Source organism: Aquimarina rhodophyticola (assembly GCF_042434915.1).
In the GTDB taxonomy this organism is placed as follows: domain Bacteria; phylum Bacteroidota; class Bacteroidia; order Flavobacteriales; family Flavobacteriaceae; genus Aquimarina.
Map to the genome: position 1 here is coordinate 2,965,893 of NZ_CP170198.1, position 21,471 is coordinate 2,987,363.

Annotated in this window: 20 protein-coding genes; 5 read left to right on the plus strand and 15 right to left on the minus strand. The window is 34.6% G+C overall.

The window, feature by feature from the left end:
- Positions 1-45: 45 nt before the first annotated feature.
- From ACE939_RS12845 to ACE939_RS12855, 3 genes are all read right to left on the minus strand, one after another.
- Positions 46-1,599, minus strand: a complete 1,554-nt coding sequence (locus ACE939_RS12845; RefSeq protein WP_378185993.1) for an aldehyde dehydrogenase family protein — start codon at positions 1,597-1,599, stop codon at positions 46-48.
- Positions 1,600-1,757: 158 nt separating this feature from the next.
- Positions 1,758-2,297, minus strand: coding sequence for a 3-hydroxyanthranilate 3,4-dioxygenase (locus tag ACE939_RS12850; RefSeq protein WP_378185994.1), 540 nt, complete (start codon positions 2,295-2,297; stop codon positions 1,758-1,760).
- Between the two features lie 201 nt (positions 2,298-2,498).
- Positions 2,499-3,431 (minus strand): nicotinic acid mononucleotide adenyltransferase, encoded by a 933-nt coding sequence (locus ACE939_RS12855; protein WP_378185995.1) that lies wholly within the window; start codon positions 3,429-3,431, stop codon positions 2,499-2,501.
- A 177-nt stretch (positions 3,432-3,608) separates the two neighbouring features.
- On the opposite strand from ACE939_RS12855, the gene ACE939_RS12860 reads away from it, so the two are divergent.
- The 3 genes from ACE939_RS12860 to ACE939_RS12870 are packed head-to-tail and all read left to right on the plus strand — an operon-like array spanning position 3,609 to position 6,612.
- On the plus strand, positions 3,609-4,604 hold the full coding sequence (locus ACE939_RS12860; protein WP_378185996.1) for an NAD(P)H-dependent glycerol-3-phosphate dehydrogenase: 996 nt from the start codon (positions 3,609-3,611) through the stop codon (positions 4,602-4,604).
- 18 nt (positions 4,605-4,622) lie between these two features.
- Entirely contained in the window at positions 4,623-5,480 is an 858-nt protein-coding gene (locus ACE939_RS12865; protein WP_378185997.1) for a sulfurtransferase, read from the plus strand.
- A gap of 34 nt (positions 5,481-5,514) precedes the next feature.
- A complete protein-coding gene (locus tag ACE939_RS12870) occupies positions 5,515-6,612 on the plus strand; it encodes a glycoside hydrolase family 3 N-terminal domain-containing protein (protein ID WP_378185998.1) in 1,098 nt (365 codons plus the stop codon).
- A gap of 45 nt (positions 6,613-6,657) precedes the next feature.
- On the opposite strand, the gene dprA is transcribed toward ACE939_RS12870, so the two are convergent.
- A complete protein-coding gene (dprA, locus tag ACE939_RS12875) occupies positions 6,658-7,761 on the minus strand; it encodes a DNA-processing protein DprA (protein ID WP_378185999.1) in 1,104 nt (367 codons plus the stop codon).
- Between the two features lie 206 nt (positions 7,762-7,967).
- On the opposite strand from dprA, the gene ACE939_RS12880 reads away from it, so the two are divergent.
- Positions 7,968-8,960, plus strand: coding sequence for an SPOR domain-containing protein (locus tag ACE939_RS12880; protein ID WP_378186000.1), 993 nt, complete (start codon positions 7,968-7,970; stop codon positions 8,958-8,960).
- A 246-nt stretch (positions 8,961-9,206) separates the two neighbouring features.
- Complete coding sequence (locus tag ACE939_RS12885; protein WP_378186001.1) at positions 9,207-9,716, plus strand: acyl-CoA thioesterase; 510 nt, start codon at positions 9,207-9,209, stop codon at positions 9,714-9,716.
- 14 nt (positions 9,717-9,730) lie between these two features.
- Here ACE939_RS12885 and ACE939_RS12890 read toward each other — a convergent pair whose 3' ends face one another.
- The 11 genes from ACE939_RS12890 to ACE939_RS12940 form a co-directional block, all read right to left on the minus strand.
- Positions 9,731-10,207: a GyrI-like domain-containing protein gene (locus ACE939_RS12890; protein WP_378186002.1), complete on the minus strand. Its 477-nt coding sequence runs from the start codon at positions 10,205-10,207 to the stop codon at positions 9,731-9,733.
- Positions 10,207-11,436, minus strand: coding sequence for a murein hydrolase activator EnvC family protein (locus tag ACE939_RS12895; RefSeq protein WP_378186003.1), 1,230 nt, complete (start codon positions 11,434-11,436; stop codon positions 10,207-10,209). Before ACE939_RS12895 ends, ACE939_RS12890 begins: the two co-directional genes overlap by 1 nt.
- On the minus strand, positions 11,433-12,206 hold the full coding sequence (locus ACE939_RS12900; protein ID WP_378186004.1) for a DUF4292 domain-containing protein: 774 nt from the start codon (positions 12,204-12,206) through the stop codon (positions 11,433-11,435). The genes ACE939_RS12895 and ACE939_RS12900 overlap by 4 nt, the downstream gene beginning before the upstream one ends.
- 8 nt (positions 12,207-12,214) lie before the next feature.
- The gene (locus ACE939_RS12905; protein ID WP_378186005.1) at positions 12,215-13,534 is read right to left on the minus strand and encodes a tetratricopeptide repeat protein; all 1,320 of its coding nucleotides are present in this window, start codon (positions 13,532-13,534) and stop codon (positions 12,215-12,217) included.
- Positions 13,535-13,621: 87 nt separating this feature from the next.
- Positions 13,622-14,638 (minus strand): sugar phosphate nucleotidyltransferase, encoded by a 1,017-nt coding sequence (locus ACE939_RS12910; protein WP_378186006.1) that lies wholly within the window; start codon positions 14,636-14,638, stop codon positions 13,622-13,624.
- Positions 14,639-14,668: 30 nt separating this feature from the next.
- Complete coding sequence (dut, locus tag ACE939_RS12915) at positions 14,669-15,103, minus strand: dUTP diphosphatase (protein WP_378186007.1); 435 nt, start codon at positions 15,101-15,103, stop codon at positions 14,669-14,671.
- A complete protein-coding gene (locus tag ACE939_RS12920; protein WP_378186008.1) occupies positions 15,104-16,558 on the minus strand; it encodes a lipopolysaccharide biosynthesis protein in 1,455 nt (484 codons plus the stop codon).
- Positions 16,559-16,622: 64 nt separating this feature from the next.
- Positions 16,623-17,006 carry a hypothetical protein gene (locus ACE939_RS12925; protein ID WP_378186009.1) on the minus strand — a complete coding sequence of 128 codons (384 nt, stop codon included), beginning with the start codon at positions 17,004-17,006 and terminating at the stop codon, positions 16,623-16,625.
- Between the two features lie 151 nt (positions 17,007-17,157).
- Entirely contained in the window at positions 17,158-19,800 is a 2,643-nt protein-coding gene (locus ACE939_RS12930; protein WP_378186010.1) for a carboxypeptidase-like regulatory domain-containing protein, read from the minus strand.
- A 63-nt stretch (positions 19,801-19,863) separates the two neighbouring features.
- Positions 19,864-20,661 carry a GLPGLI family protein gene (locus ACE939_RS12935; RefSeq protein WP_378186011.1) on the minus strand — a complete coding sequence of 266 codons (798 nt, stop codon included), beginning with the start codon at positions 20,659-20,661 and terminating at the stop codon, positions 19,864-19,866.
- 13 nt (positions 20,662-20,674) lie between these two features.
- Positions 20,675-21,463, minus strand: coding sequence for a GLPGLI family protein (locus ACE939_RS12940; protein ID WP_378186012.1), 789 nt, complete (start codon positions 21,461-21,463; stop codon positions 20,675-20,677).
- Positions 21,464-21,471: the final 8 nt, after the last annotated feature.

Genomic DNA, 21,471 nt, shown 5'->3' on the forward strand with positions numbered 1-21,471 from the left:
AAACTCTGAAGGTTTCTTGCTTAGTATTATTTTTATAGTATCACCTTACAAATCAAACTTGATCCCTTGAGCTAAGGGCAACTCGGTAGTATAGTTTATAGTATTTGTTTGTCTACGCATGTAGACTTTCCATGCATCCGAACCAGATTCACGACCTCCACCAGTTTCCTTCTCTCCACCAAATGCACCTCCAATTTCTGCTCCAGACGTACCTATATTTACATTGGCAATGCCACAATCTGATCCAGCATGAGATAAAAAGCGTTCGGCTTCTCTAAGATTATTAGTCATAATAGCAGACGACAATCCTTGGGCAACTCCGTTCTGTAATTCGATTGCATTTTCTACTTCACCAGAGTATTTTATTAAGTATAAAACGGGAGCGAACGTTTCATGCTGTACGATTTCAAAAGAATTTTCGGCTTCGGCTATGGCTGGTTTCACATAACAACCACTTTCATAACCTTCACCAGAAAGAACTCCGCCCTCTACAATGATATTCCCACCTTGTTTTACAACGTTACTTAGTGCGGCTTGGTATCCTTTGACAGCTTCTTGATCTATAAGAGGTCCCACATGATTTGATTCATCTAAGGGATTACCTATTCGCAGTTGTTTATAAGCATCTACTACGGCATTCTTTACTTTATCATACATCGATTCATGTATAATTAGACGTCGTGTAGAGGTACATCGTTGACCTGCGGTACCTACGGCTCCAAAAACTGCACCGATCACGGTCATTTTTATATCTGCATCTGGGGTTACAATAATAGCATTGTTACCTCCTAATTCTAATAATGATTTACCTAATCGCTGTCCTACGGTTGCGGCCACGATCTTACCCATACGCGTTGATCCAGTTGCAGAAATCAACGGTACGCGTTTATCTGTAGTCATAAATTCACCAACTTGATAGTCTCCATTAATTAAACAGGAAATACCTTCTGGTAAATTGTTTTTCTTTAACACTTTGGCTATAATATTTTGACATGCAACACCACATAATGGTGTCTTTTCACTAGGTTTCCATACACATACATCACCACAAATCCATGCTAAAGCTGTATTCCAGGCCCATACAGCTACTGGAAAGTTAAATGCTGAAATAATACCTACGATTCCTAATGGATGATATTGTTCGTACATACGGTGTCCAGGACGTTCAGAATGCATAGTAAGTCCATGTAACTGTCGAGATAATCCTACAGCAAAATCACAAATATCTATCATCTCTTGTACTTCACCTAAACCTTCTTGGTATGATTTCCCCATTTCGTACGAAACCAATTTACCTAAGGGCTCTTTAAGACGTCGTAACTCTTCTCCAAACTGACGAACCACCTCTCCTCGCAATGGTGCGGGCTTTGTTCTCCATTCTTTAAAAGCAATTGTAGCCGTATCGATAACCCGTTGGTAGTCCTCTTGAGAAGTCGCACTTACCTTTGCAATCAACTTACCATCTACAGGGGAGATGGATGAAAATTCTGTGTCTGATGAGAACCAGTCTGCTCCCGTTGAAGTTCCTTTATTTGTAGTGGAAACACCAAGTTGTTTTAACGCATCTTGAATTCCAAAATCTGTTGCTATCATTGTCATAGTATTCTGTTTTGATATAAAATGTAAAGATAAGTTCTTAAATACTAAATAGGAAACTTGACTGGTTTTGAGCTAACTTTTAAGTTACCCTTGCTAGAATTCACAATTATTTTGTCAAATTGATCTTTTAAAGTTTCCTAATTTAATCAATTGACAATCTATTCATGTGAAACAAACCGCTCATCGACTTCCATAATAGTTCCACAATTATTACAAGTACGTAGCTCTTTATTTTGATAAAAGTCTTTAAAGTGCTTCAAAAAATCGGTCTCTATATTCTCTAATTTGAAATAAACTTCGTAAAGTTTATGGTTACAAGTATCGCAAAACCAAAGCAAGCCGTCTTCGGCATTTAAATCCAAACGCTTCCGTTCGATTACTAGCCCAATAGAATTTTCATGACGTACTGGTGAATGTGGCACTCTAGCAGGATGTAAGTACATATCTCCAGGACCTAACTCCATTGTCTTTTTCACTCCTCCATCCTGCACGTGAACTTGAATACTCCCTTCTAGTTGATAAAAAAGTTCTTCGGTCTCATTATAATGATAATCCTTACGAGCATTAGGTCCAGCTACGATCATTACAATATAATCACCTGCATCTTTATAAAGATTTTTGTTACCAACAGGGGGCTTTAATGATTCTCTGTTCTCATCAATCCATTGTTTTAGATTGAAAGGGTTTTGGATAGCCATAAATAGAATTTTGATTGTATAAAATTACGTATTCTACACAAGTTCTCAATATTAAGAAGTTTAAAATTTTGAGGTTTACGTTAATCTTTTCACAATAGAAAGTAAAAATATTTCTACAACAATATAGCTATATATAAAAGAAATCGCTCTAACAAAACAAGTCTGCAGAGCGATTTCTAACTAAATAACCAACCAAAATTTTTATAACATAGAGTTCTTTTTAAGAAACTCGGATTTTTTCATTCTTTTCTTATCATTTTGCAATGTACCTTCTCCATCAGCATTTTTAAACTGAACGTATCCTCTACCTACAAAACGATAATCGGTACCTGATGCTGGGTGATATAATTGAATTTTACTTTCATTTATAACGGTTAACTCAAAGAATTCATTGCCCAAGTAATCGTAATCAAGTGTTAAAGTTTTGAGATAAAAGTTATTTGCTACGTTATTCACTTCATAAAAACCTTCATAATCATAGTAAATAGCATTACGTGGAGTTCCTGATACATCTTTAGAACTTCTGAAATTGTCTCCTGATCCAAAGGGTAAGAACTGTAAAAAATTTTCTTCATCAAATTCGTTCAATGCACCATATTGACTGGTAAAAACTTTTTCCCAAGTACTATATTCGTGTAAGAAATAGTGGATATTATCATACAACACTTTTTCGTAATCAAATGTGCTTCGTTGATACCCCTCTAGATAATATGATGTATTGGTAACACTATCGTAAAGCTCAATTTCATTTCCAGATAATTGAATCACCTCCAGTTCATACGTACCATCAAGATCATGATCAATTTGCACTACAGAACGGTACGCGCCATACAATCCTACGTCTAACCCAAAGCCATCCCCATGCTCCCCGATACCAACTAGATTGTTGTTGGCATAAAACGTTCCATTCTTGAAAGATACTGTAAACGCTTTTTGAAGAAAAGGCACTTCTCCTTTACCTCGTGTTTTCTCTATATTAACATACCAAATTTCGTAAGACTGTAAAAATTGATCTAGATTGAAAACAGGTTGAGGCTCTTCGATATAATTTTCTTCAACTACAACCTCGGCAACACATGCGTTAAATAAAAAGAGGCCAGATATTCCAGCAAAAAGTAATAGTAATGGTCTCATAAGCTTTAATTTTAAATTATGTGTTCTCAGAACCAAAATACATGCCAAACTTTTAACACTTTAATAATCAATAGTTTAATTTAATTACTAATTTGTTTATTTTTGATGCATCAATCAATTTCATTTAAAAGTTTATTCACTAGGTTTGAAACCTATAAAAGTAAAAAGAAAAACCCCTTGAAAAATAAACCAAAATTTGCAGTAATAGGTGGTGGTAGTTGGGCGACTGCTATTGTCAAAATGCTAACCGAAAATGTTGAAGTTGTAGGATGGTATATGCGCAGCGTTTATGCAATTGAACATCTAAAACGACAACAACATAACCCAAGTTATTTAAGTTCTGTTGAATTTAAAAACGAACAACTTAAACTAACCGACAATATTAATGAAGCCGTAGAAGAGGCCGATTACATCATATTTGCAATACCCTCGGCATTTTTACATACCGAATTAAAAAAATTGAATGTATCGCTAAAAGACAAAATTATTTTCTCGGCTATTAAAGGTATTGTCCCAGAAACTGGACTTATTGTTGGAGAATATTTTAATGAGATTTATGATATTCCATTAGAAAATATTGGCGTAATTACTGGACCTTGTCATGCAGAAGAAGTTGCCCTAGAACGTCTATCTTATCTAACCATCGCTTGTAATGATGATGAAAAAGCTAAAATAGTAGCTGATCATTTGAGTAGCGAATACATAAGTTGCAAGATAAGTGATGATATTATAGGTACAGAATATGCAGCCATGCTCAAAAATATTTATGCTATTGCGGCAGGAATAGCTCATGGACTAGGTTATGGAGATAATTTTCAAAGTGTTTTAATGAGTAACGCTATTCGGGAAATGAAACGATTCATTAAAAAAGTTCATAAGATGAAGCGTAATATCAATAACTCTGCATATCTGGGGGATTTATTGGTTACAGGATACTCCGTCTTTTCGAGAAATAGAATGTTTGGTAATATGATTGGTAAAGGATATACCGTTAAAAGTGCTCAAATGGAAATGAGTATGGTGGCCGAAGGCTATTATGCTACCAAAAGTGCTTATGAAATAAATTCTGAAAAAGGAGCTAAAACTCCAATAATCGATGCTGTTTACGCTATCTTATACAATCATAAAGAGCCTAAAAAGATTTTTAAAAAATTAGCTGAACGTTTAGATTAAATAAAGCCTATAATTAGTATGATATCAAGTCAACCCCTTCCTTCTTTAATAGATATCACTTGGTTGTCACAACACATGGATGATCCTAACCTTATAATTTTGGATGCCAGTATCCCTAGCATATCTACTTCAGAAAAGGAGCGGTTACATTTGAAGACTATCCCGAACGCTTTGTTTTTTGATTTAAAAAAAGTGTTTTCTAATCAATCAGCTGTCTTACCAAACACTATTCCCTCGCCTGAAGATTTTGAGTCTGCTTGTAGGGTCTTGGGTATTGCTAATAATAGTAAAATAGTATTGTATGATGATAAAGGTATCTATTCAAGTCCACGAGCTTGGTTTTTATTTAAACTAATGGGATTTACTAATGTATCCATTTTGGATGGTGGCTTGCCTGCTTGGATTGAGAGTGGACTATTAACAAAAAATAGTTATCGATCGTTCCCTAAGAAGCAAGGTGATTTTAAAACTAATTTTAAACCAGAATTAGTAGTTACTGCTGATCAAGTATTAAAAGCAATCAAAGACTCAAATTATATAATCATTGATGCCCGTTCTTATGATCGATTTACGGGAGTAACGCCAGAGCCAAGAAATGATATAAAAGGAGGGCACATCCCGTCTTCTGTTAACATCCCATATACAAAACTTATTAAAGATGGAAAGCTCATTTACCAAGCTGAATTAGCGAAGCTAGTCCATACTTTTAAGAGTGATCAAAAGCATACAATTTTTACCTGTGGCTCTGGTATTACAGCCTGTATCCTAATGTTTGCATTTGAATGCGCAGGACACACAAATTCATCGTTATATGATGGTTCATGGACTGAGTGGGGGCAACTACCCGACATTCCCATCGTAAAAAAAGCGGTATAACTATTGCTACAAATCTTTTCAAAACAACGTTTAAATGAAATCACTAAGCCTCCTTATTTTTTTTCTTACCAATATCTTTCTTGGATATTCGCAATCCCCTGTATATACACTACAGGATTTTTATGGAAACTCCATTGCACTTGACCAAAAAGTTGATTCGGTATATACATCCTTATCAGAGAAACAACGTATCGCACAAATGATTATCACATCTGCTGGAGAACTAGGAAAACCCCAATCGGTAGTAAATGACTTAGCGCAAAAAGGAGCGATTGGCGGAGTTGTTTTTTTGAAAGGTACCAAGGCCAATCATACAGAACATATACAAGCTTTAAACAAGCTTACAACAGCGCATGGTATACCATCTCTTTTATATAGTATGGATGCTGAGCCTAGTTTGTTAAGTAGTCGAATAAAAGGGGCAAAAAATGTGGGTAAAACGATAGATATTAAAACCGAAGCGCAATCAGACGAAGTTGTAGCAGTCATCAACAGCGAATTAAAAGCAATAGGTGTCCATCATAATTATGCACCTGTTTTGGATGTAAGTACCGCTAACGAAGCGATCAAATCCAGAAGTTATGGTAGTGATAAAAACCAAGTTGTTAAACTAGCTAACAGGTTTATAGAAAAATCACAAGAAGGAGGGATAATTGCAACTGCTAAGCATTTTCCAGGGCATGGATTAGTATCGGGTGACACACATAAACAGAGCGTATATATCGATGGTCCCTTGCAGGAAGTTAGTAATTATGAAAAAATTATAGCAAATGGTGTACTCTCTATAATGATTGCTCATATTACTATTAAAAATAATGAAAAGTATAATACAAATGGTTTGCCCGCTAGTTGTTCAAGAAAAATTGTAACGGGTTTATTAAGAGAAGAAATGGGATTTGAGGGAATTATTATTTCTGATGCTCTCAATATTATGAAGGCTGTGACTATCTTAGATAATGCCCCTTTACTAGCGTCAAAAGCAGGATGCGATTTAATACTTATGCCACAAGATGAGGAAAAGACTATAGCCGCAATTCAAAATGAAATAGAAAAAGATCCAGATTATAAGGATCAAATTGAAACTTCAATAAAAAAAGTTATACGATTAAAAATAGTGGCTGGAGTGCTTTAATCATGTTTTAGGGCAAATGGTAAGATCCATGGAGAGCATGCTTTTTTATACAGCTTCAAATAGTTTTCCAGGTAAGGGTTTAACCACACCTTTAAGTTCCATCGAGAGTAAATGAGAAGCTAATTTGTACGTTGGTATACCACACTCGAGCGCAATTGTATCTAAGAGAGTTTTGCCATTATGATTTAAAAAATTGTAAATGTGTTTTTCTTCACCTTCCAAAGTAATGAACATTTTTTTTTGAGTCACTCTCGGACTCTTTTCCTTAAGGTCCCAATTTAACATATATATTAAATCCGCGGGAGAGGTAAGCATATGAGCGCGTTGTGTTTTTATTAAAGTATTGCAGCCCTTACTCAACATATCCGTAGTTCTCCCAGGTACCGCAAACACATCGCGATTATACGAGTTTGCTATTTCTGCTGTCACTAAAGAACCTCCCTTATCTGCACTCTCTATTACAAGGGTAGCCTCACTGATACCAGCAATAATTCTATTTCTACTCAAAAAGTTATTTCGATCAAAAACATCAGTACTCCAAAAATCTGTATAAAAACCGCCATTTGCTTCGACCTGATCAATGTATTTGGTATGTGTTTTTGGATACATTTGATTTAAACCATGAGCTAGGCAGCCTATTGTCTGTAAACCATGTTTTATAGCAGCTCGCTGTGCTGTAATATCGACACCATACGCAAAACCAGAGACGATTACAGGATCCAAAGGAGCTAATGTTTCTACCAATTCTTCACAAAATGAAATCCCATAATTCGTAACTTTACGAGTACCAACAATACTCAGAAGTTTTTTTGATTTTAAGTCAATTGCGCCTCTTCCAAATAAAATTACAGGACCATCTATACAATGTTTTAATTTATCAGGATAATCATCATCAAGATATGTTATTAACTGAATATTATTTTTTTCTACAAAACTAAGCTCATTCTCTGCAGCGCGATAACATTTTACGTCATGTATGTCTTTTACTTTGGTGGTTCCGATTCCATCAATTTTCAAAAGATTTGCTTTCTTTTCTTTGAGAACTTCGTCGGCAGAACCAATGGTTCTTATCATTTTTTTTATAGAACTATCGCCAAGATTTGGTACCTTTTTCAGGGTAAGTAGTGCTAATTTTTCTGTATCGTTCATGTAAGTTGGTCTAAGTCAGTACAAGTAACAAAAAATATAAATCTGTTGATAAAATTTCACCTTCTACTTTTTAACAACTCACAATTTTATTTACCTTTGAAAAGATCGATTTTTTTTGAAATTCAAGTCGATGTATAAGTAAGGTTGTACTAAAAATCAACTACAAAATTTTATGTATTGTTGATATTATAATTTATAAAGGGTAAATGAACATCTCAAAGTATATTAGTGAGTTATTATATAGATATGAATGTGTGATTATTCCAGGATTCGGAGCTTTTTTAACACGTCGAGAGTCCGCTAAAATTAATAGTACTACGAACACTTTTGTACCTCCTAAAAAAACAATATCATTCAATAGTCAATTACAAAACAACGATGGTCTTTTTGCAAACTATATAGCTTCGGCCGAAAAAATTTCATATACAGAGGCTTTGAGTGTAATTCAACACTTTGTGGCGTCGTTAAATTCAGAACTTAATCAAGGAAAGCGAGTGTCACTCTTATCTATTGGACATTTATTTCGTTCTGTCGAAAACACTTTGCAATTTGAGCCAACTGCTGAGCAGAATTACCTTACCGAAGCTTTTGGTCTTCCCTCTTTTGTTTCTTCCCAAATTGATAGAGACATTTCTGTTTCTCGTGAGGTTTATAAGCATGAAACAGAAACAATAGAAGCTAAAACTCCTATTGCATTTACGCCAGAGAAAAGAGCTCAACGTACCTACTTAAATTATGCAGCAACTGCTGCTGCTGTTATAGGAATATTTGGTATAACTGGATACTTAGGCCTATCGTATCATAATAGCTCTGTAGAAGCATATAATTACACACAACGTCAAGAAGCTGCCAAGGATATCGATAGTATGATACAGGAGGCAACTTTTGAAATTTCGAACCCATTACCTGCTATCAATCTAAATATTACAAAAGCGCACGAGGATATAAAAGAAGCCTCGGCTATATTTGGTAAATACCATATTATTGCAGGTGCGTTTAGAATTGAAGCAAATGCTCAGAAAAAAATGAAGCGTTTAAAAGCCAAAGGTTTCAAATCTAGACTTATCGGAAAAAATAAATACGGTTTACATCAAGTAGTATACAGTAGTTATTCTAATCGACTAGAAGCATTGCAAGCATTACAAGCGATAAAAAATAAACAAGATCGTAGAGCTTGGTTGCTTGTACAGGAACTATAGGTCGCATTTTTCTTAAAGTATTCATAATTTAATCTGGATCGATAATTAATGGTTTTCGCATAAAATCGTTTTGTTTTTTGCGACCAACGTTACTCTTATAATTCAAGATAGTGCTACTTATTAATATTTGCCTCAATTTGATAGATTTATGACAATGGTATTTCTGGGTGTTCCTTTCAAATCTTAAACTAGAATGGGAGAAATTAAAACTATGCTGAGTATCTTTGCTTAAATTAAATGCTAATTATGGAAGCTAGACACCCTTCAGAATCACTTACAATATTAACCGATCTCGTACTGCCAGGAGAAACGAATGGCCTAAACAATCTTTTTGGAGGAGAACTACTAGCTCGTATGGATAGAGCTGCTGGTATTGCTGCTGGGAGACATTCTAGAAGATTGGTTGTGACCGCTTCTGTAAATCATGTCGCATTTAATAAGAGCATTCCTTTGGGTAGTGTGGTTACTGTAGAAGCTAAAGTTTCTCGTGCATTTAAAAGCTCTATGGAAGTTATTATTGACGTTTGGGTAGAAGATCGTCAAAGTGGTGATAAAACCAAAGCCAACGAAGCTATATACACCTTTGTAGCAGTTAACGAAAGTGGAACTCCAGTTCCTGTACCCCCTGTATTACCACAAACAGAAATAGAGAAAGAACGTTTTGATGCAGCATTGCGTAGAAAACAACTAAGTTTGGTTTTAGCAGGTAAGATGAAACCTCACGATGCTACCGAGCTTAAAGCCTTATTTGTATAGACTTAAACATTTTACTACATTTTTTTAACGGGAATGTATATAAGTTCTTTTGATAAAGGGTTCTCTGGGCCTAGATATTCTTTACCCATATATTCAAAATGTTTTCTCTGATTAATACTATATCCCGATTTTGGTAACCAATCGTTATGAATATAATTTAAGGTCTTGTAGAAAGTGCTCGTTGGTCCATGATGTGTAAATATCGCATAGACTCCTTTTTCTATTTTAACCTTATTCATATCCTTCAATCCACTAAGATTTTTGACATACGGTATGGTAGCCCAGGTTGTATAAACTCCTATTCCAGAAAACCCAGTATCATACTCATGAACAGCATAAAATTCTGAAGGTTTTTCACCAAAATGTCGTACCAAATCTGTAATAAAACTTTTCCAGTGTTTTTGAAGCTCTGGACTACCCGTAGTAATTTGCAAAGAACGACCTAGCAAATACCTTTCTTCTAGCTCTCGTATTTTCGGCACTATATTCATCACATTCTATATATCCAATGTTGCGGGTTAAGTCGTTTGGCGTTTTGATAAATTAAAAACTTCATAATAGCTCTCCCAGTAGAAGGATTTACTCGAACCTCTCCTATTTCTTGTTTTGTACGTACTTGATCTCCTTCTTTTACAGTAATATTTTCAATATTATAATACGTAGTAATAAAGTTACCATGCCTAATTTGTACTAATCTACTCGCACCACGCAGCTTTTGGATAGCTATAACTTCACCCTCAAAAATTGCTCTTGCGCGTTCGCCTGCACGGGTTTCAATTTCGACACCGCTACTATTAATTTTAATATTAGGAAGGGTTGGGTGTGGTTGCGGGCCAAATTTCTTGGTAACTCTACCAGTCCCAACTGGCCAAGGTAATTTACCTCGGTTTGCAGTAAAATTATCTGCAACCAATTTAGCCTCTGCGGTTAGAGCAAAGGTAGTAGCCGAACCTTTATTCGTAACTTTTTTACCTGCTTTCTTATTGGCCTTGGCTATTGCAGCTCTAATTAACTTTTCGATTGCCTTATCAATCGCACTTGCCTGTTGTTCTTTTTTCTTAATTTGCTTTGAATAGACTCCCGATTTCTTTCGAATGGTGGTCATTAATTCTTGTTGTTGCTTTTTTTCGGCAAGTAACTTTTCTTGTTCCTTACGGTTCTCAGCTACCAAAAGTTCTTTAGATTTTTTCTGATTAGCTAGATCTTTATTAAGTTCTTTGAGTGCTTCGGTTTGCATTACAATATTATCTGCTTGCTCTTTGCGATGCTTATTGTATTGTTTCATATACTGAAGCCGTTTATATGCTTGCGTAAAATTGGAAGAAGACAAAAGAAACATAATTCTACTTTGACGAGAGTTACTTTTATAAGATTTTGAAATCATTTTTGCATAATCCTCTTTAAGAAGCTGCAACTCTTTCCTAAAAGCGTCTAATTTTTTAAAATTTACATTAATCTCTCTTGTCAATAAATTGGCTTGTTGATTTGTGATACGCACAAGATTTTGACGTGTCCTTATTTGCGCATTAATAGCTTCTACTTGATCTAACAAAGAACGTTCTTTCATTTTGGTGTCCGACCGCAGCTTTTTCATCTGCTCTATTTCCTGGCGTAGTTGTTGTCGTTGTTCTTCTAATTGTTGCTGCCTAGAAGATTGTGTATAACCAACAGTACACCATAGAAACAGCATTAGTAAAATTATGTTTTTGCTACTTTTCATTCTACTGTAACTTCTTCATACCCCGTAGGAATTGAAAATGGAAAACTCACATTTGCGTTATAATCTACCGAGCGATAATCTAACTTGATTAGTGTTTGCTCTTGATCTTGAGAAGCTTTGATTACAATTTCTTTAGGAAAATCTTGACCACCAACCGTTTGATATGTGTTGTATAACACACTTAAAGATCTTTTTTCTAGCGGTTGGGCTAATAATTGGAGTTTCATTTTAAAGTTTTCTGGTGCTATCAAGAATAATCTATTAAACAGCGCTAACTCTTTTTTGGGTTTTAATTGATATCCTTGATCTACGACTGTAACTTCATAAGTATCTTTTGACAAGTCGAACAAGGATTGCCCTAACAAAAGTTGTTGTACTTTATCATAATCGAGTTCTGTACCTAACCATTTACTTAACATCTTAAAATTTCCGTCAAAATAAGTGCCATTTATTTTTTCATAGTACTGAACTCGGTTGGGTGTTATCAAAGCCTTGGCTAATGTAATCCCAAGAATTTTTGCAGATAACCATATTTTCTTATCCCTCTCCATTCGCAAAGTAACGTTAGGACTCACCGATTGTTTATCATCTTTGTAATTAATTTTTACCCTAGCATTCAACGTATTAAAATTAAACGTGCTGTTATAATGATTGTCAATTACTTTTTTCGATTTTAATCGTTTGACAGTCCCACCATCCATACCTGCTGTACTTTTGCAAGAACTTGTTATAATCAATACTATACATAAAAAAGAAAGAAATCGGATCATTGTTTTGTCTAAGATTTATTTTGGAGTCTAACTGCTTTCTCCTGAAATTCATTCGCTTTAGTATTATCACCCAGCTGTTTGTATGCGTTACTGATGATCGTATAAAAATTTGCCTCGACCGTAATGTCATCCAAAATATAATCTAGTCCTACCTCCAAGGTTTCAATAGCCTCATCGTAAGACTTTAAAGCGATCAAAGCCCGTGCATGCAGAAGATATATATCGGGTTGTGTTGGAAAAAATTCTAAGGCTAATTCACTACCTACTCTGGCCTTTTCGAATCTACCTAATTCGATCTGTAGTTCTAGCATACGTTTGATTAGAATTATATCGGTTATACTGTCGCCGAGTCCTCTTTCGTAATAATTGAGTGCTAGTTCTTTATTGCCTCTTTTGTAGTAAAAATTCCCTATTTCATTAAATATAACTGCCGCATTTTCATTTTCAGAAAAAGTATTAATGATTTCTACGAGTTGCTTTTCATATTCGGTATTAGTTTCAACAAAAGTCATAAAATCACTTATGACTTTATATTTTGAATCTTTATCAATCTTACTGCTTTGCAGCGTTTTTTTCATTGATATCACCGCCAAATCGGTTTTGTTTGCATCCAGATAGAATTTATACAGTGCCAAATGTGCCACTTCTGATTTTGGCACTTCTGTCAACAACAACTTTGCTACTTCAAATGCTTTTGCATCTTGCTTGGTTTGACTATATAAAAAGATTAAATTGATATAAACCTGTTCGTTTTTGGGTTCGGTTTTACGTTTCTCTTCTAAGCGAGCAATTTGGACAGCAGGATTATCCAGTTTTAAGGTAATACGTTTTCTTAACGTTTTACGATACTGATCGTCACCATACTCATCAACAACCTCATCCAAAATGCGTAATGCTTCGTCATATTGATGTTCGAGATAATATAGATTTACCAATTGCTCCTTATAAATACTGTCAAAATCCACGAGCTTTTTTACAGTATCAATTGATGCTTTGTAATCATGCAAAGCAAAATACACTTCGAATAAATATTCTAAAACATACCGATCATTTGGGGTGTTTTTTAATGTTATTTGAAAGTTATCCTTCGCTAATTCATATTGCTTTAGGGCAAGATAATTTTTTGCAAGTTCAAAATACAATATATCAACAGTACCATCTATTGCAATACACTTTTGAAGGGCATCTATTGCTTTTTCATAATTTTCGATACCTTTTTGCGTCAGTGCTTCAAAAAAAAGTTCTTGAAATTCGTCTGAAACATTGCCAAGATCATCAATATTTACTTCTTGCTGAGGTTCAATTTCTTGCGCTTTGACGTACAGCATAGAAGTTACTAAGAAAAGTACAAGTAACCTATATGTAAAAGCATTGCTCATTTATATTTAACGTATTTTGAATGTTTTTTATTCTCTCTACTCTAAGACAGAATAGTCTCCTATACTAATTTTGGTAAATTTGCCATCAAAACGAACTTTGTTACCAATCATAGCTTCATCTAAGGTAGCATTTTTAATATGAGTTTCTGTTTGAATCAAGCTATTTTTAATTATTGAATCTTGTATTACACAACTATCACCAATACTTACGTTTGGACCAATAGTGGCATTTTTGAGAATCACATTTTTGCCAATATAACAAGGCTCAATAATTTTTGAATTCTCTTCACTAAGGGTTTTGCTAACCAAATCCTCACCATCATTTTTTAAAAAACCTAACATACGCGTGTTGGTCTCTACGGTTACTTCTTTATTACCGCAATCCATCCATTCGTCTACTTGACCCGTAACAAATTTCTTGCCACTACTCATCATCCTTTTGATTCCATCATTTATTTGATATTCACCACCATTTATGATATTATTATCAAGTACGTATTGCAGTTCATTTTTGAGTACTGCAACATCTTTGAAATAATAAATACCGATAACGGCCAAATCAGAAACAAACGCTTTGGGTTTCTCAACAAGTTCGACAATTTCTTGGCTATCATTTAATTTAACAACACCGTATGCCTCTGGTTGATCTACCTGTTTTACCCATATTACAGAATCTGCTGATTTATCTAGATTAAAATCAGCACGAATTAATGTATCTGCATACGCTATCACAGCAGGTCCCGAAAGCGATTCTTTGGCACACATAATTGCATGTCCTGTACCCAAGGGCTGATCTTGTCTGTAAATTGACGCTTTTGCTCCCAGACCTTCAGCCAGCGCTGTTAAGCTTTCCTCTACATCCTTCCCAAAAAAAGCGGGGTCTCCCAAGACAAATGCTATCTCCTCAATAGGTTCTCCTAAAACTTTAGCAATATCAGACACCAAGCGATGTACGATCGGTTTTCCGGCAACGGGAATTAGCGGTTTTGGAACTGTTAAGGTATGTGGACGTAATCTAGAGCCTCGTCCTGCCATGGGTACGATGATTTTCATATGTTACTTATATTTTAAAATTAATTTAATTTATTGTTTTCCAGTACTACCAAAGCCACCCGCACCACGCTCACTACTGGATAGTGTACTCACCTCCTGCCATTCTGCACGTTCATGTTTTGCTATTACTAACTGAGCTACGCGTGCGCCTGGGGTTATAGTGTAGGCTTCGTTAGATAAGTTCACCAAGATAACACCAATCTCACCACGATAATCTGCATCAACAGTTCCTGGTGCATTAAGCACTGTTATACCGTGTTTTGCAGCTAATCCACTACGCGGGCGAACTTGAGCCTCAAACCCATGAGGAAGTTCTATAAACAATCCTGTTTTTATAATAGTACGTTCTAAGGGTTGTAATGTAATTTCTTGTGGTATACTGGCGCTCAGATCCATACCCGCAGATGATGGGGTTTCATAATGGGGTATCTTGTTTTCTGAGGTATTAATTATTTTGATTTTCATCTACGATTGCTTTATTATCTGTTTTAATTCTTTAAACTCAAAAACATACAAAACTACTAAAAACAGTAGTAACAATGGGATAGTTATAAAGTAATTGCTATCGAATATATAAAATGAGAGTATACATAGTATTATAGAAAGTACTAGATAAAAGCTAATTCTGGGTATATCATAAGGAATCGGATAATACTTTTTTCCAAAAAAATAAGATAAAAACATCATTGAACCATAGGCTACAAGGGTAGCAATTGCAGAAGCCAGATAGCTCAAAGTGGGTATAAAGATAAAATTAATCACAATGGTGATAAGCGCCCCTAGTATGGAAATGTAGGCTCCAAACTTTGTCTTGTCAGTTATTTTATACCAAACCGAAAGATTATGATAAATTCCCAAACAAAAGTTAGCAAATAAGATTAAAGGAACGATTTTTAAAGCTTCCCAATAGGAAGGGTCTCTAACGATTAGTATTTTGAGTAATGGTAAAAACACAATTACACTTAACATTATTAGAGAACCTAATATCACAAAATACTTTGTTATCAATGCAAAAGTTTTTGGAGCCTCTTGGTGTGTCGCATGTTTAAAGAAAAAAGGTTCAATACCCAAACGAAATGCTGTGGCAAACAATGTCATAAATAACGCAAGTTTATAGCAAGCCGAATAGACTCCTATTGCAGTTTCGGCAACGTTATCAGGAAGCAAGTATTTAAGTAAAATCCGGTCAAAGGTTTCATTAATCGAGAATGCAATGCCAGCGATCAAAATTGGTAGACCGTAGCGCAACATCCTTTTCCAAAGTTCTGTATCAAAATTATAGTTGATTTTGAAATAAAAAGGAAGTAACATTGCCAAGGTTAAGGCACTCGCGATAAGATTTGAAATAAAGATATAGTTTATCTCAAAGTTTTCTATTACAAAAACTTCCAGCATAGAAAAGTGATTTGCCAAATCTGATATATACAGAAGTAAGATTATATTAAGACCAAGGTTTACAAAAACGTTTACGATTTTGAGTATTGCGTAGCGCAACGACTGTTCTGTGGCACGCAGCCATGCAAAAGGAATGATAACCAAAGCATCCAAAAGAAGAATCCATAGTACAAGTTCGAAATACTCAAGTTTGATTTGCAGCCAAAGAGCAATCGTAGCTTTAAAAACAAAACCTACCGCTATGATTACAAAAGAACTAATAGCTATAGAAAGCGTAGATGTACTAGTTACACGTTTCTTATTAGATGCTGTATTGAAAAATCTGAAAAACGCGGTTTCCATACCGTATGCTAATAGCACATTGAACATAACAATATAAGAAAACACAAAAGAGATTTTACCATACTCATCGGCAGGTAAAATATCTGTATACAAGGGAACTAGTATGAATGATAGCATTCGTGGTAACACGGTAGCCAATCCATAGACAAAGGTTTGCTTAAATAAACGTTGAAAAGTACTCAATAGCTATAGGTTATTGCTGTAAAAATACAGTTTTTATCCAGTGCTATGGTTTTAAATCCTTTTTTTACATTTTTTTAGGAAGGTTGGTGATTTTATAGAAATGCATAGCTCCATCTTTTTCATAGGCTAAAATTGCTTCATTTTTTTGTAATTCAAAAGGAATTTTCTTTTCGATTACAGGTAATTTATTGCCAAATTCTTTTCGAGGATCTGCACTCATGACCAAATCTTCTTTTTTAGGAAACATATATCGGCCAATATAAGCTTTGGTACTTAAATCATATTGTAAGTCAATCTTTTTTCCTTTAAAATAAAGATGTGAGATAGTAATTGCTTCGATTTCGTTGGACGGAAAAATAATAGCATATCCCTGACTAACTATTTCCTTATTTTGAAAGAGCTCTTGATAATATGCATCGCTAAGCGATATTGGGGATGTTTGATCCATGGTATTAATTGAAGCGCATTCCGTGGTTAGGAACAGCAATAATATAACACTTAAGGTACTTAAAAAAGCTTGCATAATACTGGTATTAAATGATTTGTTTAAGTTAAGAACAAAAGTAATACCAAAGGAAAAAACCAACTGAGTTTGGCAGTTAAAATTTTAAATTCACTTTTAACATCAGGTAGCGGGGCAACACACGATATGCCGTAGTTGATATATAGGTGTCGGTTACTGTGAAGCTTCTATACGTATTTGTATTAAACAAATTCTTACCAATAAGCATAAAACTCATGTTACTATTACCAGGTTGATATTTTAATTCTAAATCGGCAAAATAGTAGGCGTTCTTGTCATTTTGAATATTATTAAAATAGTAGCGTTCTGTTTGTAATTGCAAGTTGAGTTTTGGGTTCAACACAAAATAAAGATCTAGGAATGAAGTGTTTTGTGCTCTTGTATTTTTATTATTACTATAAATTTTCTGAAGGTTCCAGGTAGTACCAAAATGATAATTGAAAATACCGCGAAATCCTGATCGCAGCTCAAATCCATACCGATAATTTTGATTCTCTATGCTTCGATTGAGACCGTTGACTCTATTTTTAAATTCGGATTTTGAGTACGATAATTTAATTTTGATGTTATTTCGAATAAACTTCATGTAGCGTTCTAATCTGGCGTTGGCACTATAAAATTCACGATTCGGAATACGTAATTTTGTACTTTGTATCACATTTTGTGTGATTTGAGCATCTGTACTTAAGAAATTGTGGTGCTTGGTATAAGCTAATGATACATTTGCTATAAATCGATCTCCAAAATTACCAAGAGTATAGCCCGTAAATATCTGGGTTGCTTGTTGCTGATTAAAGTTGCCCAGACCTCGCTCAAAATTTTGATATCCAGTCTGTACATACTGGGGATACACTTCTCCAATAGTAGCATTACTTGATGAATTTTGAATAAAACCAAATAACTTATTTGTTTTGTTTATTTCCCAGTCTATTTTTAATTTTGAGTTAAGAAACGCTGGAGTCTCTTGCTGCGTTTTATCAACTGTTTCTAATTCGTTATATAGTTGGTGTCCTTCGAGATCAAGAGTGACTCCAAAATCTTCGATTTTTTTTCTATATTCTGCATGCACATACAGATCCTGAGTAGTGTAACTTGTTCTATTTTTATATGCATCTGGTTCAAAAAACGTTCCTGTAGTCTCCTGTAGTATAAAATCACTTTGTAGATCATCCTCTCGTACATTGTAGCCTATACTATAATGTAAAACATCCTTATTCTTTTTACGATCTATGACAAGTGCTTTAAAACCTGAATACCAGAAATTGCTTTTATTATATTGTAGTACTCCTTCCACATTTTCTGCAGAAGGAAATAATTCATCAAATAAAAACCGATCACTTGTATATGATTGAGGCTTCTTTTCATTGAGATATCTTGCAGTTAGTAGCAATACCTTATTCACTTTGAAACGATAGCTATATTTTAAGTTGTGATCATGAAAATCAGCGGTAGTGGATAAGTTTTCACTATTTGGAACTGTATTGAAAATGACATTGGTATTTGAGTTTTCATCTGAAATAGTATATTTCCCTTCATACTCTAATACTTTTGAATTAGAAATATCATAGATGAGTTCTGCTCGACCAAAGCCAATGGTAGACGCCTTACGCTGTTGATAGGTTTCTAAATTTGTAAAAGATATGCTATTACCTACAAAGGTATCTTCACTATTCCTATTAAACTGTGCATCATCGCCATTGAAAAGCCCGAGGAGTTTTATGTTTACTTTTGAATTGATTTTAAAAATTGTATTAAGCGATACTAATTCGGCATCATTAAAATTAGTGCGTTCTTTTTTTAATCCGGGAACTTCTGTGTCCAAAGAAATTAATGAATTTACTCGTTGATCTTCTCCCACAGTTCCCACTTCCTCCGTATAAGATTGTGGATTTATTAATCCCTGTATATCTTCAGAAGCATCCACGCCAATATTATTAAGACTTCCGATAAGAAAGTATTTATTTTTTTTACCAAAACTGGAAAGCGTTGCATCCACATCATACCGATTCTCTGACACTACTCCGTATGCCGGAGAGAGATTCCCGAACCAATCGCGTTTAAATCCTTCATCAAGTTTGAGATTGATGGCCACTTTTTCACTTTCTTCAATCCCTTGAAGTAGTCTATTTCCAGAATAGCGCCGCAAAACTTCTACTTTATCAACTGCATTAACATCTAAGTTTTTGGTTAACAATCGGTAGCCTTTTTTAAAGAAATCATCCCCTTCGACCATTACCTTTTCTACTTCCTTACCATCTACTTTGATCACTCCTGTATCACTCACATCCACTCCGGGTAGTTTTTTCAGTAAATCCTGCACCACGCTTTCTTCTCCTTGTTTAAAGGAGGCTGCATTAAATACGATTGTGTCCTTTTTTTCAGTAATCGCACGTTCGGCAGAGATCACAACCTCGTCTAATGCATACGAGGTGGTAAAAAGCTGTGCGTTGTGTTCTTGTAGTGAATTTTTATCTAATAGGATAGGCACTTCTTGGGTAGCATAGCCAAGGGCAGAAAAACTAATCAATAACGAATCGATTGCATCGGTTTGTATGGTATATGCACCTTTGGTATTTGTATACGCAAAAGCAATGATCGCTTGATTAGAAACACGTTTAAGATAGACATTTGCTGAAGGAATTGGCTGCGCAATAGAATCAGTTACCACACCAGATACAATAGATTGAGCCGATAAAAAATTGCCTAATAGTAAGAACATTAGGCAATGACAATAATTTGATAGTTTTATTCTTTTCAAGATTAATTGTAAGATACTAGAGTTCTATTTATAAATTTCTATGCTACGATCTTCGGGTTTAGGGCAAAATTCACAATCTGTAAGTAGTTTTGCTCCTTTTGGTAATCTTGCTAGAATACTAGACATAATATCTTCATGTTTACTCTTAAGAGCGTTAATATAAACTTGCATACCTTGTATTTTAGTGATATCAGGTTTGATTAGCTTTTTATAAACATCGTCAATGTTAGGATTCAAGTTTATTGTAGTGGCTCTAAACTCGTACTTACCGCTTTCATTATACGCTTCTATAATTAAACCTGGTAAACCTCTCAATTTCCACGGGCCATGAGAGACTGGAATCTCTGTTGTAAACCAAGCTGTGTAATTCCTACCTCTAAATTGAGTAGTTGCTTTTTGACAGTTATATTCTCCTATTTTTTTAGTATCTGAATGTAATTTCCAAGGGATTATTTCTATACTATCTTTTATTACATATAGTTTCTGCACATGAGACTCTCTAAAAATCAATTCGTTTGTGTTGGTATTGGTGTAGTAATATGGTGGCGGAGAACTACTTTTAATTATATTCTTCTCTACCTTTATTTCACTGCCGTCAGACCCAATCGCTGACTGGTCCGCTTCATTTCCTATTTCTGCAACCTCGCCGACCTTTGTATAGAGTGTAATTGCCTTATTGAAATACAATGTATAAGGTGATGCGAAAGAAACTCCGTTGGAATTATTGATAATATTGTCATACTCAACAATGCCTTTACTATTCTTTTGAGCAAAATTTTTCCATATAACAAATATAAATAGTAAGAAAATATACTTTTTCATAGGTCACTTTTTTTTATTCATAAATCTCCAGATTAAAATTTTTTCTATCCGGGCAGGTGTCGCAACCCCTTCGTACTTTTCCTCCTCTAGGTAAGGTAGCTAAGACCATAGCAGACAAGTCCTTGTCCTTGTTTTTTAACGCCATTTTATAAATTTCCATGTCCTGCATATCTGTAGTGTTTGGAATTTTTAAAGTATCATTAATAATTTTATCATTAGGATCTAACCTAATCGTATGCGCTATAAATTCATATTTGCCACTGGCTTCATTAGCTTCCAAAATCAAACCTGGTAAACCTCTCAATTTCCATGGACCATGAGTGATTGGGATTTCCGTGGTAAACCAAACCGTCCATTGCCTGCCTCTATAATCTGTTGTTGCTTTTTGACAAGTATAGGAGCTAACTTTTTTTTGATCTTTATGCAACTTCCATGGGAGTACCTCCATACTATCTTTTACAATGTAATTTTTCATTACAACGTTTTCTCTAAAAATCAATATATTTTTTAGTGTATTTGTGTAATAATAATTAAGAGGTAAATTAGTTTTCAAAATTGTACTACTTACTTGTTGTCCAGTGCTATTATTCTTTTTATTAAATTCGTTGTCCATCCGCTTTGCTGTTCCTAATCTTTCAAAAAAAGATCTGTTAGCATCAAAATAAAGCTTATACGGAGAGGCAAACCTACTTCCGTCAGGATTATTAATTACTTGACTATATGTTACAATTCCTTTACTATTCTTTTGAGCGAAATTTTGCGCAATAACAAATATAAATAGTAAGATAATATACTTTTTCATAGGCCATT